General features: G+C 68.2%; 8 protein-coding genes. 6 read left to right on the top strand and 2 right to left on the bottom strand.

What is annotated here, in order from left to right:
• Positions 1-129 precede the first annotated feature (129 nt).
• Complete coding sequence (locus NUG21_RS18735; protein WP_263391670.1) at positions 130-1,905, bottom strand: endonuclease; 1,776 nt, start codon at positions 1,903-1,905, stop codon at positions 130-132.
• Between the two features lie 279 nt (positions 1,906-2,184).
• Here NUG21_RS18735 and NUG21_RS18730 point away from each other — a divergent pair, with 279 nt between their 5' ends.
• From NUG21_RS18730 to NUG21_RS18710, 5 genes are all read left to right on the top strand, one after another.
• The gene (locus NUG21_RS18730) at positions 2,185-2,472 is read left to right on the top strand and encodes a co-chaperone GroES (RefSeq protein ID WP_010340979.1); all 288 of its coding nucleotides are present in this window, start codon (positions 2,185-2,187) and stop codon (positions 2,470-2,472) included.
• Positions 2,473-2,616: 144 nt separating this feature from the next.
• A complete protein-coding gene (gene groL / locus NUG21_RS18725; RefSeq protein ID WP_019796158.1) occupies positions 2,617-4,263 on the top strand; it encodes a chaperonin GroEL in 1,647 nt (548 codons plus the stop codon).
• 913 nt (positions 4,264-5,176) lie between these two features.
• A complete protein-coding gene (locus NUG21_RS18720; protein ID WP_263391669.1) occupies positions 5,177-8,065 on the top strand; it encodes a TonB-dependent receptor plug domain-containing protein in 2,889 nt (962 codons plus the stop codon).
• Positions 8,066-8,563: 498 nt separating this feature from the next.
• Positions 8,564-9,637 (top strand): 3-deoxy-7-phosphoheptulonate synthase, encoded by a 1,074-nt coding sequence (locus tag NUG21_RS18715; protein WP_263391668.1) that lies wholly within the window; start codon positions 8,564-8,566, stop codon positions 9,635-9,637.
• 525 nt (positions 9,638-10,162) lie between these two features.
• A complete protein-coding gene (locus tag NUG21_RS18710; protein ID WP_263391667.1) occupies positions 10,163-10,474 on the top strand; it encodes a GIY-YIG nuclease family protein in 312 nt (103 codons plus the stop codon).
• Between the two features lie 1,121 nt (positions 10,475-11,595).
• On the opposite strand, the gene NUG21_RS18705 is transcribed toward NUG21_RS18710, so the two are convergent.
• Positions 11,596-13,116, bottom strand: a complete 1,521-nt coding sequence (locus NUG21_RS18705) for a succinyl-CoA:acetate CoA-transferase ScpC (protein ID WP_263391666.1) — start codon at positions 13,114-13,116, stop codon at positions 11,596-11,598.
• 324 nt (positions 13,117-13,440) lie between these two features.
• Here NUG21_RS18705 and NUG21_RS18700 point away from each other — a divergent pair, with 324 nt between their 5' ends.
• Positions 13,441-15,654 carry an AsmA-like C-terminal region-containing protein gene (locus NUG21_RS18700; RefSeq protein ID WP_263391665.1) on the top strand — a complete coding sequence of 738 codons (2,214 nt, stop codon included), beginning with the start codon at positions 13,441-13,443 and terminating at the stop codon, positions 15,652-15,654.
• The last annotated feature ends 109 nt before the right edge of the window (positions 15,655-15,763 follow it).

Raw genomic sequence — 15,763 nt, 5'->3', positions numbered from 1 at the left:
TTTGGCGGCGCCGGTCCATGGCCGGCCGCCGCGCATCCCCAATCCCAACTCGCACATCCCCGGCTTTTCAGTAGCCGAATGGCTGATCATCCCCGCCCGCTGCAGCCGCAGCGGGCGAGGCAACACGGCTCAGTTGAGCAACTGGCAACTGGCCGGCTTGGCCGAGGTGAACAGCGACGAGGTCGCCCACTCGGGGTGGTCGATGAACGGGTTGCGGTTGCCCTGGAAGCTGTAGATCACCTCGTTGCGGGCGCGCTCGGCGTCGTCCGGCGGATCCTGCTGGCTCCATGCGATCAGGGTCGACAGCAGGCCCATGTAGGCCGGCGAGGACGAGGTCTTGACGATCTTGCTGCGGTCGTCGGTCAGCTCCAGGTCCGGCTCGGACTGCCCGGTCTTGGCGTCGACCCCGCCTTCATAGCGGATCGCCATGTACATCACCGCACGCGCCATGTCGCCCTTGCGGTGGTCCCACACCTCGAAGGTGCCGCTGTTGCCGTCCGGGGTGCGCACCCAGTTGGAATTGCCCGGGTAGCGGCCGCTGCCGCCGCCGAAGCCGGCGTTGGCCTCGGTGGCGCGCTCGCCGCAGTTGCTGTCGCACTTGGCGTAGGGCTTGTTGCCGCGGTCGGCGTTCCAGGTGGCGTCGGTCAGGTACAGCATGTGGGTGTCGGTGTACGGCGCGTAGGGCAGGCCCTTGTTGCCGGTGGAGGTGCCGAAGCCCAGCGAGTTCGGCCAGCTGTGCTCGCGGTTGTACTTCAGGCCGCTGCCGCTGCCGGCACGGTCGGTGCCCTTGGCGTAGCTGCGGTTGCGGTAGGCGTCGAGGACGCGCTGGCTGTTGTTCGGATCCTCGTCGGCGATCTCCAGGATGGCCCAGGTATCGGTGCCGGAGCTGCTGCTGTACGGGTAGACGGTATGGCCCTTGATCGTCTCGTGCAGCGAGCAGCGCAGCTGGCTCGGGCTGGAGGTGTTGACGTGCGAATAATAGGTGCCGGCGCCGCTGCCGCCGCCGCCGGAACCGTTGGCGACGTTGAAGGCGACGCTGCGGTCCTGCGCCGGATGCGCGCCGTCGGCATCGCTCACACGTGCGGCGACGATGCTCAGGGTGCAGCTCTCGCCGGCCTTCAGCGCGGTGTTGGTGGACAGCGCGAACTGGGTGCCGCTGCTGGGATAGGTCAGCGCCACGCTGCCGGACTGCTGGCAACTCAGGCCGAACGCGCCGCTGGCCAGGCTCACCGCCTCGCTGAAGGTCACCGCCAGGTCGCCGGCGGCGGGGAAGTCGGTGGCGCCCTCGGTCGGGGTGGTGGCGGTCACCGTCGGCGCGGCATTGCTGCTGCCGCCGGCGAAGGTCTGGCCGTTGTTGCAGGCGCCGAAGGTGCTGGTGGCGCTGTCGCTCCAGCTGAAATCGGTCGCGGCGCTGCCGTTGCCGCGCAGCTGCAGCGAGGTGCCGGCCGGGGTTCTGTTGCTTTCGCTGACCGGCAGGTTCTGGCTGGTCATGCCCGCGGCGGGGCCGCCGCCGCCGGTGATGCTGCCTTCGTAGCTGAGGAACTGCACCACCTTGCCGTTGCCGTCGACCAGTGCCAGGCCGTCGTTGGGCCCGTTCTGGATGCCGTTGCTGGCATAGCTGACCGTGGCGATGCGCACCTGCCCGCCGCAGCTGACCAGGTTGCCGGCCGGTACCGCGCTGTTGGCGTAGGCGGTGGCCGAACTCGGGTTGCTGCCGTTGTACAGATAGACGCGGTAGCCGCTCAGGCTCTCCCCGGCGGTGGCGACGATCTCCACGCCTTCGCCGGTGTCGCCGGCGGCGGTGGCATCGTCATAATGCAATTCATTGATGAATACGGCGGCCTGGGCCGGCCCGGCAAGGGCGAGCAGGCAGGCCAGCGGCAGCGCAACGGCGGATGGCTTCATCGACAACTCCTTTTGGTGACGGATCCCCCCCGGGTCCGGGCCCAGCCTAGCCTGCCTCTGTGACACTGTGACGGGATTCGGTCACTGCTTGGCACGCGACGCACGTCTTCGGCAAAAATTTTTTGCCCGCAGCCCTTGAAAGCGCCGGCCACGGCACTACATCAGGCGCATCCCGGCGCTACCGGGTTTTTTCGCGAGCGTTGCTGGCAGTCGTCATGGGCGAGTGCTAACATCGCCGGCCTTTCCTAGACCAATCAATCACTTAAGAGGTCTCTCTCAATGAGCATCAAGCCGCTTCACGACCGCGTCGTAGTCAAGCCGATCGAAGCCGACGAAATCTCCGCCGGCGGCATCGTGATCCCGGATTCGGCCAAGGAAAAGTCCACCAAGGGCGAAGTCGTGGCCGTCGGCGCCGGCAAGCCGCTGGACAACGGCAGCGTGCGCGCCCCGGCGCTCAAGGTCGGCGACAAGGTCATCTACGGCCAGTACGCCGGTTCCAGCTACAAGGCCGAAGGCGTCGAGTACAAGGTGCTGCGCGAAGACGACGTGCTGGCGATCGTCGGCTGAAGCCGCCGATCGCGGGATTCGGGAATGGTGAATCGGGAATCGGTCAGGCGCCTTCTTCGCCCGCGATTTCCCTCTCGTCCCGACCGCCCGCTCTTGATCTGCCTATTCCCTGTTCTCCATTCCCTATTCCCGAGGTAACTCAACATGGCTGCCAAAGATATCCGTTTCGGTGAAGACGCCCGTTCGCGCATGGTGCGCGGCGTCAACATCCTCGCCAATGCCGTCAAGGCGACCCTGGGCCCGAAGGGCCGCAACGTCGTGCTCGAGAAGAGCTTCGGCGCCCCGACCATCACCAAGGACGGCGTCTCCGTCGCCAAGGAAATCGAACTGGCCGACAAGTTCGAGAACATGGGCGCGCAGATGGTGAAGGAAGTCGCCTCCAAGACCTCCGATAACGCCGGCGACGGCACCACCACCGCCACCGTGCTGGCGCAGGCGCTGATCCGCGAAGGTTCCAAGGCGGTCGCCGCCGGCATGAACCCGATGGACCTCAAGCGCGGCATCGACAAGGCCGTCGTGGCCGCCGTGGCCGAGCTGAAGAAGATCAGCAAGCCCACCGCCGACGACAAGGCCATCGCCCAGGTCGGCACCATCTCCGCCAACTCCGACGAGTCGATCGGCAACATCATCGCCGACGCGATGAAGAAGGTCGGCAAGGAAGGCGTGATCACGGTCGAGGAAGGCTCGGGCCTGGAGAACGAGCTGGACGTGGTCGAGGGCATGCAGTTCGACCGCGGCTACCTGTCGCCGTACTTCATCAACAACCAGCAGAGCCAGCAGGCCGACCTGGACGACCCGTTCGTGCTGCTGCACGACAAGAAGATCTCCAACGTGCGTGACCTGCTGCCGGTGCTGGAAGGCGTGGCCAAGGCCGGCAAGCCGCTGCTGATCGTCGCCGAGGAAGTGGAAGGCGAGGCGCTGGCGACCCTGGTGGTCAACACCATCCGCGGCATCGTCAAGGTCGTGGCGGTCAAGGCCCCGGGCTTCGGCGACCGTCGCAAGGCGATGCTGGAAGACATGGCCGTGCTGACCGGCGGCACCGTGATCTCCGAGGAAGTGGGCCTGGCGCTGGAAAAGGCGACCATCAAGGACCTGGGCCGCGCCAAGAAGGTGCAGGTCTCCAAGGAAAACACCACCATCATCGACGGCGCCGGCGACACCTCGGCGATCGAGTCGCGCATCAAGCAGATCAAGGCGCAGATCGAAGAGACCTCTTCGGACTACGACCGCGAGAAGCTGCAGGAGCGCGTGGCCAAGCTGGCCGGCGGCGTGGCGGTGATCAAGGTCGGTGCCTCGACCGAGATCGAGATGAAGGAAAAGAAGGCGCGCGTCGAAGACGCCCTGCACGCGACCCGTGCGGCGGTGGAAGAAGGCGTGGTCCCGGGCGGCGGCGTGGCGCTGGTGCGCGCGCTGAGCGCGATCGGTTCGCTGAAGGGCGCCAATGAAGATCAGACCCACGGCATCCAGATCGCGCTGCGCGCGATGGAAGCGCCGCTGCGCGAGATCGTCACCAACGCCGGCGAAGAGCCGTCCGTGATCCTCAACAAGGTCAAGGAAGGCAGCGGCAACTTCGGCTACAACGCCGCCAACGGCGAGTTCGGCGACATGGTCGAGTTCGGCATCCTGGATCCGACCAAGGTGACCCGTTCGGCGCTGCAGAACGCCGCCTCGATCGCCGGCCTGATGATCACCACCGAAGCGATGGTGGCCGAGGCCCCGAAGAAGGAAGAGCCGGCCGCGCCGGGCGGCATGGGTGGCGGCATGGGCGGCATGGGCGGCATGGATTTCTGATCCAGCCGGCTTCGGCCGACCTGTTCCACGCAATCGAAAGGAGCCCCGCAGCGATGCGGGGCTCTTTTTTTTGTGCGCGCCGGTGGCGGCCGTACCGCGTGACGGTCATCGCGGTGGCATGCCGATGCGCTCGTCCGCGCGTTCGCGCGCTTGGGTCAACGCCGCGGCGCATCCGCTTGCCGTGACGCCGCAGAACCTGCTTGGCGAGTGTCTGTAGGGCACTTCGGCAAAGACGAGGGAACCATGCTGTAGGAGCGGCTTCAGCCGCGATGAAGCGTTACCGGTAATGCCCGTCGCGGCTGAAGCCGCTCCTGCGAGGGCAACGGCGTGTCTCGCCGAGCCGCAGCAAGCAGCGAAGTGCATTCTGGAAGCTGCCTGCGCCGGGCTTATGCGATCTCCCCAACCGAGGCGCGGCACAGGCGCGCCAGGCGGCAATGCCCTACAGGCGGGATGAGAAATCTAGGCGTCCCGCCATGCGCCAAACAACGCGAGACGCCGCGCCGGACCCTCACCCCAACCCCTCCCCCAACGGGAGAGGGGCACGCGATCGCAATGCGCGTCAGCCCATCGTTGCCAGCAGCGTCTCCGCCAGCGTTGCGGCTGGCACTGCCCGCGACCGCAATGCGGCGGGAATCGGCGCGCTGCGCGGCGAATCGCGCACAACACGCAATCGTCTACACGCGTGATGCGGCCGCGTGTTGACAGCGTTTTCAGCGCCATGCAGGTTAGGGCGCACGGGCGTCCAGGGGGATCTGCACGCCCGCATGTTCGTCTTCTTCTGTGCGCCGTGGCCGGCGCAGGGTGGCGCGTGCCCGCGGCATGTGCGGCTCGGCCATGGGCGCGGCGCAGCGAAGAGGACGCCGCAGGTCGTGTTCGCACGGCGCTGCTTCCATCCGCCGCCGGGGGACATCGCATGCCACTTCGCTCATCCACCACGCTTGCGTTCGGCATCGTGCTGGCGCTGTACGGCGCCGTCGAGGCGCGCGCGCAGGACGCCGACACCGCCGCGCCCAAGGCCGCCGCCACCGACCTGGGCCAGGTCGTGGTGACCGGTTCGCGGATCAAGCGCTCGGAGGTGGAGGGCGCCGAGCCGGTGCTGACGATCAGCGCGCAGCAGATCCAGCAGGAAGGCTTCCTCACCGTCTACGACGTGCTCAGCACGCTCAACCAGCAGGGCAGCGTCGAGGCCGACACCAAGTACGGCTCGCACACGCCCAATGCCTCGCCGGTGAGCCTGCGTGACCTCGGCCCCGGGCGCACGCTGCTGCTGGTCAACGGCCATCGCGTCGCCGACTACCCGCAGCCCTACGCCGGCGAGAGCAACTTCGCCAACTACGCCAACATTCCCTCCGCCGCGGTGGAGCGTATCGAGATCCTTACCGGCGGCGCCTCGGCGATCTACGGCTCGGATGCGGTCGCCGGCGTCATCAACGTGATCCTCAAGCAGGGCTACGAAGGCAACCAGGTGCGCCTGCGCGGCGGCACCGCCACCGCCGGCGGGCGCGACGTGGTCGACCTGTCCTGGGTCGGCGGCCGCAGCGGCGACAAGTGGAACCTGACCTACGCACTGCAGTGGACCCGGCGCGATCCGCTCTCGGTCGGCGAGCGGCCGAAGATGGACGATCAGGACGACGAGTCCTACAGCAACTGGACCGCGCAGGCGCGCAAGTACGGCTTCAATCCGTTCACCGGCCTGAGCCTGGTCGATGCCGGCGACAACACGCGCCTGGCGCCGCCCAGCGGCACCTGCGCCCGCTTCGGCGGCCAGTTCATCGACGCGCAGCGGCTGAGCTACGACTACAACAGCGACACCGTGCGCAACCTCGGCGGCTACTGCGGCATGGCCCACGACTACGCCGACTGGCTGGCCGCCAGCGGCGGCGACAGCGGCTCGGCCTATCTGTACGGCACTTTCGATTTCGACAACGGCGTGCAGGCCTGGAGCACGCTGTCCACGACCAAGAGCCTCGGCTACTGGACCTACGACCCGCCCTACGTCTACCTCGGCCCGTTCCACGACACCGGCAGCGACCGCGACCTGTACGCGATCCGCCAGCTGACCCGCTTCGAGGCCGGTGGCTGGAAGAACCTGGCCAACATCACCAAGGAACTGTCCTGGGACCTGAGCGCCGGCCTCAAGGGCCGCCTTGCCGATCGCTTCGACTGGGAAGTGGCGGTGGGCCGCGCACGCTACACCGTCGACGAATACGTGCGCACCGTGGACACGCAGAAGGCCACGGCCTACTTCCTCGGCCCGCAGCTGGGCAGCACTGCCGACGGCACGCCGATCTACGATCTCGACGAGTCGCGCTGGTACCGGCCGCTGACCGGCGCGCAATACAACGAACTGGCGGTGAAGGCGCACAACCGCGCCGATTCCTGGGTCAACCAGGCCAGCGCCAACATCACCGGCGAACTGCTGCAGGGCTGGGCCGGGCCGATCAAGTTCGCCGCGGTTGGCGAGGTGGCCAAGCAGGGCTACCGGCTGGCGCCGGACCCGTGCGCCAACACCTGCTATCCGCTGGACGTGGTCGACTACGGCGGCGGCGAGCGCCTGCGCTATTCCGGCGGCATCGAGTTCGACGTGCCGCTGCTGTCCTCGCTCAACGCCAGCCTGGCCGCGCGCCACGACCGCTACGGCGACTACCGCGCCTACGGCAGCGACCTGGGCGCGGCGATCGGCACCCAGCGCGACACCACCTGGAGCGCCGGCCTGGAGTGGCGGCCGCTGAGCACGCTGCTGTTGCGCGGCAGCGTCGCCACCAGTTTCCGTGCCCCGGACATGCACTACGTGCTCGGCGAGCCCAGTTCCACCCAGCAGACCGTGATCGACCAGTACCGCTGCATCCAGAAGGGCTACTACCTCACCGGCGGCTGCAGTGCCGAGAACAGCGACGTGTTCTACCTGATGCAGGTCAACCGCCGCGGCACCCCCGACCTGGAATCGGAGCACGGCCGCTCGGTCACCGCCGGCTTCGTCTGGGACATCGCCGAAGGCCTGTCGTTGACCGCGGATTACTACCGGATCCGGCTGCAGGACGTGATCAAGGACCTCAACCGCGACGAGGTGCTCAGCGCCGAAGCCGGCTGCCGCACCGGCGTGACCACTGCCGGCGGCGTGTGGGTCAATCCCGGTGGTGCCGAATACTGCGCGCGCATCCTCTCGCGCGTGTCACGCGATGCCGCCGGCCGCGTCACCGGCATCGAGCAGGGGCCGATCAACATCGCGCAGATGCATGTGTCCGGCGTCGACGCCTCGCTGAAGTACCGCCTCAACACCGCGCGCTGGGGCAATTTCAGTTTCGCCCTGGATTACAACAACCTGATCGGCTACCACGAGCAGACCTACCGCACCGACGACGACAAGAACCTGCGCGACCAGAAGATCCGCAGCAAGCTGCGCGGCAGCGTGCACTGGGAGAACGGCGGCCCGCTGGACCTGACCGTGTACGCCAAGCGCTTCGGCTCCACCCAGGCGGTGAACTGGGGCACCTGCACCCGCTTCGACGACGGCTACCAGCCCAGTCCCTCCGACGCCTGCCGCGTCACCGACAGCGGCAACCGCCACTTCGGCGAGAGCACCACCCGCTATTTCGGCCGCGTCGGCCCGGCGCTGTACTGGAACCTCACCGCCGGCTACCGCATCGCCCCGAAGATGAAGGTCAACCTGTACATCAACAATGTGCTCAACACCGTCGGCTACGACAACAAGGAGCGCTACTACGGCTACCAGTTCTACAACACCACCCTGTACGACGCGATCGGACGCGAGGTGGCGGCGGAATATGTGCTGGATTTCTGAGGGGCCGGGATCGGGGAGTGGGGATTCGGGATTGGTTTGGTCGGCGCTGAAGTCGACGCGGCGCTACGCAACATGCGGCAACGCGCTTTAGCCCCTCTCCCACCGGGAGAGGGTTGCGGCGAGGGTCCGGAGCGCGCAGCGCCACGCAAGAACCCACGCGTCAAACGCTCCTACGCGATGACGGCGACCTCACGGCCCTGCCGCCGCATTGAACCGCTTTTCCGAATCCCCATTCCCGGTTCCCCTTTCCCGGCTCCACAAGTTGCTGATGCAACTGTGGCGCTGCCGCAAACCCTGTGTTATCACTACGTCCCATGAACGCTTCCTGCCGCAGCTTTTACTTTTGGTACTACGGTTTTCCGATGCCGCTGGCGGAGGAAGGATCGCGTTCACCCTGAAGGAAACTTCAGCCGCAATCCCGAAAGCCGCCAGCGAACCTGGCGGCTTTTTTCATGCCGCCGGATCTGGCCCCCACCCAGCCCCCGACGAGACACGCACATGGCCCCCCACACCGACGATCTGCGCATCCGCAAGATCGAACCGTTGACCCCGCCCTCCCAACTGCAGGCGCTGCTGCCCTGCGACGAAGAAGCCTCGCAGACCGTCACCGCCGCGCGCGCGGCGCTGCACGAGATCCTGCACGGCCGCGACGACCGCCTGGCGGTGGTGATCGGCCCCTGCTCGATCCACGACCCGGTCGCGGCGATGGAATACGCGCAGCGCTTGCGCCCGCTGCGCGAGACCTACGGCGACGCGCTGGAGATCGTGATGCGGGTGTACTTCGAGAAGCCGCGCACCACGGTGGGCTGGAAGGGCCTGATCAACGACCCCAACCTCGACGGCAGCTTCGACATCAACAAGGGTCTGCGCCTGGCCCGCGGCCTGCTGCGCGACATCAACCGCCTCGGTCTGCCGGCCGGCGTGGAGTTCCTCGACATCATCTCGCCGCAGTACATCGCCGACTTGGTGGCCTGGGGCGCGATCGGCGCGCGCACCACCGAGAGCCAGGTGCACCGCGAGATGGCCTCGGGCCTGTCGTGCCCGGTGGGCTTCAAGAACGGCACCAGCGGCGACGTCAAGATCGCGGTCGACGCGGTCGGTGCGGCCTCGCATCCGCACCATTTCCTGGCGGTGACCAAGGACGGGCAGACCGCAGTCGCAGCGACTGCCGGCAATCCCGACTGCCACGTGATCCTGCGCGGCGGCACCCAGCCCAACTACGACGCCGACAGCGTGGCCGCGGCGGCGCAGGTGCTGGAGAAGGCCGGCCTGCCGGCGCGGCTGATGGTCGACGCCAGCCACGCCAACAGCGGCAAGAACCCGGACAACCAACCCAAGGTGATCGAGGACATCGCCCGCCAGCTCGAGGCCGGGCAGACCCGCATCGTCGGCGCGATGGTCGAGAGCCACCTGCGCGGTGGCCGCCAGGACTTGGTCGCCGGCCAGCCGCTGGTCTACGGCCAGAGCATCACCGATGGCTGCATCGACTGGGACAACTCGGTGCAGGTGCTGGAGCGGCTGGCGCAGGCGGTGCGCGCGCGGCGCCAGGCGCGCGTGGCGCAGGCGGCCTGAGGGCGGTGGTTGGGGAAGCGCACGCAGCCTGACCGGCTGCGTGCGTGGAGGGCGATGGCGCTCCGAAGAGGGGCCGGACGCGCCGCCGAATGCGAAGGGAGAGAGCTTCGGTGTCGACGGCTGCGTGCCGGTGATGACGTTATCCGCCCATCCGGTGGCGGCGGTATGCCGGTGTGTGGCAGAAGCTGGCAAGGTGTTCGCAGCGCGTTAAAGCCGGTTGTCGCCGGTTCAGCGCGACGGCGCGGAATTGGCGCGTTGGGTTACGCGCTGCGAATTGATGGGCTTGGGGATAGCGGCGATCGCCTGCCGGACGCGCCAGGCCCTGCGCGGCGCCACGCGGTTCCAGCGCCAGCGCGTGGGGTCAAGCTGACCGCCGAAGGCCGGCACCTGACCGATGCCGCCAGCGCAGCGCTGGCCGACGCCGGGGGTCTGACCAACAGGTGATGCCGTAAGTCGCATGCGCGCATGTGCGCATGTGCGGACGCCGCTGCTGGCGAAACCGGCCACCGTGTCGATAATGCCTGCATGGCCGCCGACTCGCCCTGGTTCCTGTACCTGCTCGAATGCCGCAACGGCAGCTACTACGCGGGCATCACCCCGGACCTGCAGGCACGCTTCCAGGCGCACCTGCGCGGCACGGGCGCCAAGTACACCCGCGCCAACCCGCCGGTGCGCCTGCTGGCCAGCCGTGCCTACCCGGACCGCGCCGCCGCCTCGCGCGCCGAGTACGCGCTCAAACAGTTGCCACGCGGCCGCAAGCTGGCGTTCCTGTCCACGGCAGAACCCGCGCCAGCGCCCGACAGTCTGGAATCGGCCGCCGAACCCGCAATGCCGTAGGAGCGGCTTCAGCCGCGAGAGGCGTTACCGGGAAAGCCTGTCGCGGCTGAAGCCGCTCCTACGACGGCGCCGACATCGGTGCAGATGTCGGATGAAAGAGGACCGCCCTGTGGGAGGGACGTCAGTCCCGACGCGCGGTCCTGCAGTTGGTCGGTGAGCCTCCAACAGAACCACCGCCAACAGTTGTAGGAGCGCTTTCAAGCGCGACCCCGGGAAAGCCTGTCGCGGCTGAAGCCGCTCCTACGACGGCGCTCGATATCCGCGCAGATATCGGATGAAGAGGGCTGCACTGTGGAAGGGACTTCAGTCCCGACGCGCGGTCCTGCAGTTGGTCGATGAGCCTCCAACAGAACCACCGCCAACAGTTGTAGGAGCGCTTTCAAGCGCGACCCCGGGGCAGACGTGTCGCGGCTGAAGCCGCTCCTACGACGGCGCCGACATCGGTGCAGATGTCGGATGAAAGAGGGCCGCCCTGTGGGAGGGACTTCAGTCCCGACGCGCTGCCTGCAGTGGTCGGTGAGCCTCCAACAGAACCACCGCCAACAATTGTAGGAGCGCTTTCAAGCGCGACCTCGGGAAAGCCTGTCGCGGCTGAAGCCGCTCCTACAACGGCGCTCGATATCCACGCAGATATCGGATGAAAGAGGGCTGCACTGTGGGAGGGACTTCAGTCCCGACGCGCGGTCCTGCAGTTGGTCGGTGAGCCTCCAACAAAACCACCGCCAACAGTTGTGGAGCGCTTTCAAGCGCGACCTCGGAAAGCCTGTCGCGGCTGAAGCCGCTCCTACGAAGGCGCCGACATCGGTGCAGATATCGGATGAAAGAGGGCTGCACTGTGGGAGGGACTTCAGTCCCGACGCGCGGTCCTGCAGTTGGTCGATGAGCCTGCAACAGAACCATCGCCAACAATTGTAGGAGCGCTTTCAAGCGCGACCTCGGGAAAGCCTGTCGCGGCTGAAGCCGCTCCTACGACGGCGCCGACATCGGTGCAGATGTTGGATGAAAGAGAGCCGCACTGTGGGAGGGACTTCAGTCCCGACGCGCGGTCCTGCAGTTACGCACTGAGCCTCCACCGGAACCATCGCCAACCGTCGTAGGAGCGCTTTTCGCCGACGCGCCGCTCAGCCGCTGGCGTGCATCGTGCCGGTGTCCAGCCAGCGCTGGTGCCAGGACAGTGCCTCGGGCAGCAAGTGCGGGGTGTGCTTGCCGTAGCTGGCGTGCAGGGCGCGGTCGAAATAGTCCTGCAGCTGCGCGCGGTAGCTCGGGTCCACGCAGTGCGCGAGCAGCTGCTGCGCGCGCTGCCGCGGCGGCAGGCCGCGCAGGTCGGCCAGGCCGTGCTCGGTGACGATGATGGACACGTCGTGCTCGGTGTGGTCGACGTGGCTGACCATCGGCACGATCGAGGAGATGCTGCCGTTCTTCGCCGTGCTCGGGCTGAGGAAGATCGACAGGAAGCCGTTGCGCGCGAAGTCGCCGGAGCCGCCGATGCCGTTCATGATGCGGCTGCCCATCACGTGGGTGGAGTTGACGTTGCCGTACAGGTCGGCCTCGATCATGCCGTTCATGCCGATGCAGCCCAGCCGCCGCACCAGCTCAGGATGGTTGGAGATCTCCTGCGTGCGCAGGATGATGCGCTCGCGATAGAAGTCGATGTTGCGCTTGAACTCCTCGTTGGCCTCCGGGCTCAGTGCGAAGCCGGTGCACGAGGCGACCTTGAGCACGCCGCTGCGCAACAGGTCGAGCATGCCGTCCTGGATCACCTCGGTGAACGCGCTGAGATCGCGGAAGCCGCTGCTGGCCAGTCCGGCCAGCACGGCGTTGGGGATGTTGCCCACGCCGGACTGCAGCGGCAACAGGTTGGGCGGCAGCCGGCCCTTGCCGACCTCGTGCTGGAAGAACGCGATCAGGTGTTCGGCGATGCGCTGGCTGGTGGCGTCGGCCGGGGTGAACGGGCTGTTGCGGTCGGGGCCGTGGGTGCGCACCACCGCCACGATCTTGTCCGGGTCGCAGCGCAGCGACGGCTCGCCGATGCGGTCGTCGGCATGCACCAGCGGGATCGGCTTGCGGTGTGGTGGCAGCGCGGTGCCGTAGTACACGTCGTGCATGCCGTCGATGCCGGCCGGCTGCCAGTCGTTGACCTCGACGATCACCTTCTTCGCCAGGTCCAGCCAGGTCTTGTTGTTGCCGACCGAGGTCGACGGGATCAGGCTGCCGTCTTCGCGGATGCCGGCCACTTCCACCACCGCGGTGTCGATCTCGCCGTAGAAGCCGAACCACACGTGCTGGGCGACGTGGCTGAGGTGGATGTCGATGTAGTCCAGGCTGCCGGCGTTGATGCGCTGGCGCGCGTCCGGATCGGACTGGAACGGCATGCGCAGGGCGATGCCATCGGCCTTGGCCAGCGCGCCGTCCAGCTCCGGTGCGGTGGAGGCGCCGGTCATCAGCTGGATCTTGAAGGACTGGCCCTGCAGGTGCGCCGCCTCGATGCGCTGCGCCAGCGCCATCGGCACCGCCTTGGGATAGCCCGAGCCGGTGAAGCCGCTCATCGCCACCGTCTCGCCGGGCTGGATCAACGCCGCCGCGGCCTCGGCGCTGACGATGCGTTCGCGCAGGCGGGGATGGAGGATGCGTTCGGCGGACATGCGGCGACCATGGCGTGGGAAGGGGACGGCAATTATCGCGGATCGGGCCGGGGTCCGCGCTGGAGTGCGTCCCCACTTTCTGCGCCTGCCGCGCGGCCATGCACGTGGGCGCCGCGCAACGCACGCATGCCACGGTCTGCGCGATGTTTACGGCGCTTCGCGCGCCAGGCCCTCACCCCAACCCCTCTCCCGGCGGGGTGCAGCGCGCATGCAGTCGGCGCAACGGCGGCGATATGGCGGCCAGTGTGCATTGCCACACAACGCTGGGTGCGTGCCACGGCGGCTTTCACGCCTTCCACGCCACGCCGCGGCGATAGTGCGGCGGTGCCGCTCCTCGCCCGCCCCCTGACGGCTGTCAACGCACGCTACCGGCGTCTGCCGCGCGGCTGGCGCCTGCTCCTGCGCGGCCTGCTGATCGCCTACCTGCTGTACCTGCTGGCCGGCAACGTATTCCTCAATACGCCGCTGTTCGACCTGGCCACCAACCGCAAGCCGGAGAAGTTCCGCATGCACACCGGGCCGGCAGTCACCGTGCTGCCCGGCTTCATCACCGCCTGGAACGTGCGCATGCGCGGCCACGTGCAGCGCAACGTCTGGCAGGTGCGTGCCGACCGTGCCAGCGCGCGCATCGCGCTGCTGCCGCTGCTGCATCGCGAGGTACGCCTGCCGTGGATGGAGGCGGTGAACGTGGTCGGCGAGATGGACCGCGTCGACGAGATGATCCCGCCGCCGCCCCCCAGCGACCAGGGCTGGACCCTGCGCTTCGATGCGATCCACAGCGGCACGCTGCGCCGCGCCCGCTTCGGCGAACTGGCGATCGAGGGCAAGGGCCACGGCACCGTCGGCTTCCTCAAGCAGTTGCGCGGCGGCCCGTCGGAACTGTTCCGCTCGCAGATCGTGTTCGAGGACGCCAGCGTGCGCTACGGCAAACGCCAGATCGCCGACCAGGCCACGCTGGATGCGCGCTTCTCGTTCCCGCGCCACTACCGCGCGCAGGCGCCGGGGTTGCGCAAGCTGGACATCACCGACCTGGCGCTGCGCGTGCACGGGCGCAGTGTGGCCCTGCGCATCGACACCGCCGGCGACACCACCAAGCTGAGCACCGAACCTGGGCTCGGTCACATCCAGGCCGACCTGCACCTGCTGCGCGGCGCGCTGCAGCCCGGCAGCACGCTCAATTGGCGGGTACCGCTGCATGCGGGTGTCGGTGCCACCGATCGGGGCGTGCTGGCGCTGCTGCTGGGCGTAGAGGGCGACACCCTCCGCGCCCGCGCGCGCCTGCCCGGCCAGGTCGATCCACGCAGCATGCTCGATGCCGACCTGCGCATCGCCGGGCGCCAGATACCGTTCGCCGACCTGGCGGCGCTGCTGCCGCGTACCTCCGGCCGCGTGCAGGGGCGCTGGCATTTCGAATCGTTGAACTGGATCAGCGACCTGCTGGTGCGCAAGCCCTGGTTCCAGCTCGACGGCGGCGGCGACGTCGCCGCCGATCTGCAACTGCGGCAGGGCGCGCTGCAGCCGGGCAGCCGCCTCGACGTGCCCGACGCACGGGCGGTGGCGGAGATCATGCGCGTGCGCCTGAGCGGCAAGGCGCAGGCGGTCGGCCGCATCGTCGGCACTGCCGAACAGCCACGCACGCAACTGGACGTGCGCATGCGCCGCTTCGCGCTGGCGCCGCTGGACGATCCCAAGGCCAGCTTCGTCGAAGGCGAGAACCTGCAACTGGACTTGCAGGGCGATGGCGCGCTGGCCACCCTGCGCGATTCGTTGCAGGCGCGGTTGCGCTTCGCCGACGCGCGCGTGCCGGATCTGCGCGCCTACAACCGCTACCTGCCGGCGGCGCAGGTGCGCGTGCTCGGCGGCGATGGCCGGCTCAGCGGCGACCTGCAGCTGGATGCGTCCGGCCAGGTCGGCCAGGGCACAGTGCGCGTGCTCGGCCGTCAGGCGCGGCTGCAGACCGCAGGCCTGGAACTGGCCGGCAATCTCGACCTGGACGCGCGGCTGCGCCGCGCCGAGCTGCAAGACAAGCGCTTCGACCTGAGCGGCAGCACCCTACGCCTGCAGGGCGTGCGCTACGGCACCCAGCCTAAGCAGGGCGACTGGTGGGCGACGCTGCGCATTCCGCAGGGCCGCATCGCCGCCGCGGCGCCGGTGCAGGCAGACGCGCAGGTGCAGATGCAGATGCGCGACGCCGGCCCGGTACTGGCGGTGTTCGCGCAGCACAGCGATGCGCCGGCGTGGTTGCTGAAGCTGGCCGACGCCGGGCAACTGCAGGCCAGCGGACAGCTGCGCTGGCGCAAGGACGCACTGTGGCTGGATCGGGTCGCCGCCGAGAACGAACGGGTGGCGTTGCGCGCGCGCCTACGCGTCGGCGACGCCGGCACCCAGGGCGATCTGTACGCGCGCTGGGGCGTGCTCGGCGTGGGCGTGGCCTTGCGCGGCGAGCAACGGCAATGGCATCTGCTTGGCGCGCGCGAATGGTACGACCGGCAACCGGCGTGGCTGCCGGAGGCACCGGCGCCGGCGGCATCGCCCTGACGCCAGCGAACACGTCGCGCCATGCGCCGTGTTCGTGCGTAGGCGTAACGCGCACATCCGTCCGCTTTTCCCATTCCCGATTCCCATTTCCCCATTCCCGCCCACGCAG

This window comes from Xanthomonas sp. CFBP 8445 (genome assembly GCF_025666235.1).
Lineage (GTDB): Bacteria > Pseudomonadota > Gammaproteobacteria > Xanthomonadales > Xanthomonadaceae > Xanthomonas_A > Xanthomonas_A indica.
This window is presented reverse-complemented; position numbering and strand designations above follow the sequence as displayed.

Coding starts and splice junctions, on each gene's coding strand:
- groL (WP_019796158.1), top strand. CDS start 2,617: ATGGCTGCCAAAGATATCCGTTTCGGTGAAGACGCCCGTTCGCGCATG.
- NUG21_RS18710 (WP_263391667.1), top strand. CDS start 10,163: ATGGCCGCCGACTCGCCCTGGTTCCTGTACCTGCTCGAATGCCGCAAC.
- NUG21_RS18705 (WP_263391666.1), bottom strand. CDS start 13,116: ATGTCCGCCGAACGCATCCTCCATCCCCGCCTGCGCGAACGCATCGTC.
- NUG21_RS18715 (WP_263391668.1), top strand. CDS start 8,564: ATGGCCCCCCACACCGACGATCTGCGCATCCGCAAGATCGAACCGTTG.
- NUG21_RS18720 (WP_263391669.1), top strand. CDS start 5,177: ATGCCACTTCGCTCATCCACCACGCTTGCGTTCGGCATCGTGCTGGCG.
- NUG21_RS18735 (WP_263391670.1), bottom strand. CDS start 1,905: ATGAAGCCATCCGCCGTTGCGCTGCCGCTGGCCTGCCTGCTCGCCCTT.
- NUG21_RS18730 (WP_010340979.1), top strand. CDS start 2,185: ATGAGCATCAAGCCGCTTCACGACCGCGTCGTAGTCAAGCCGATCGAA.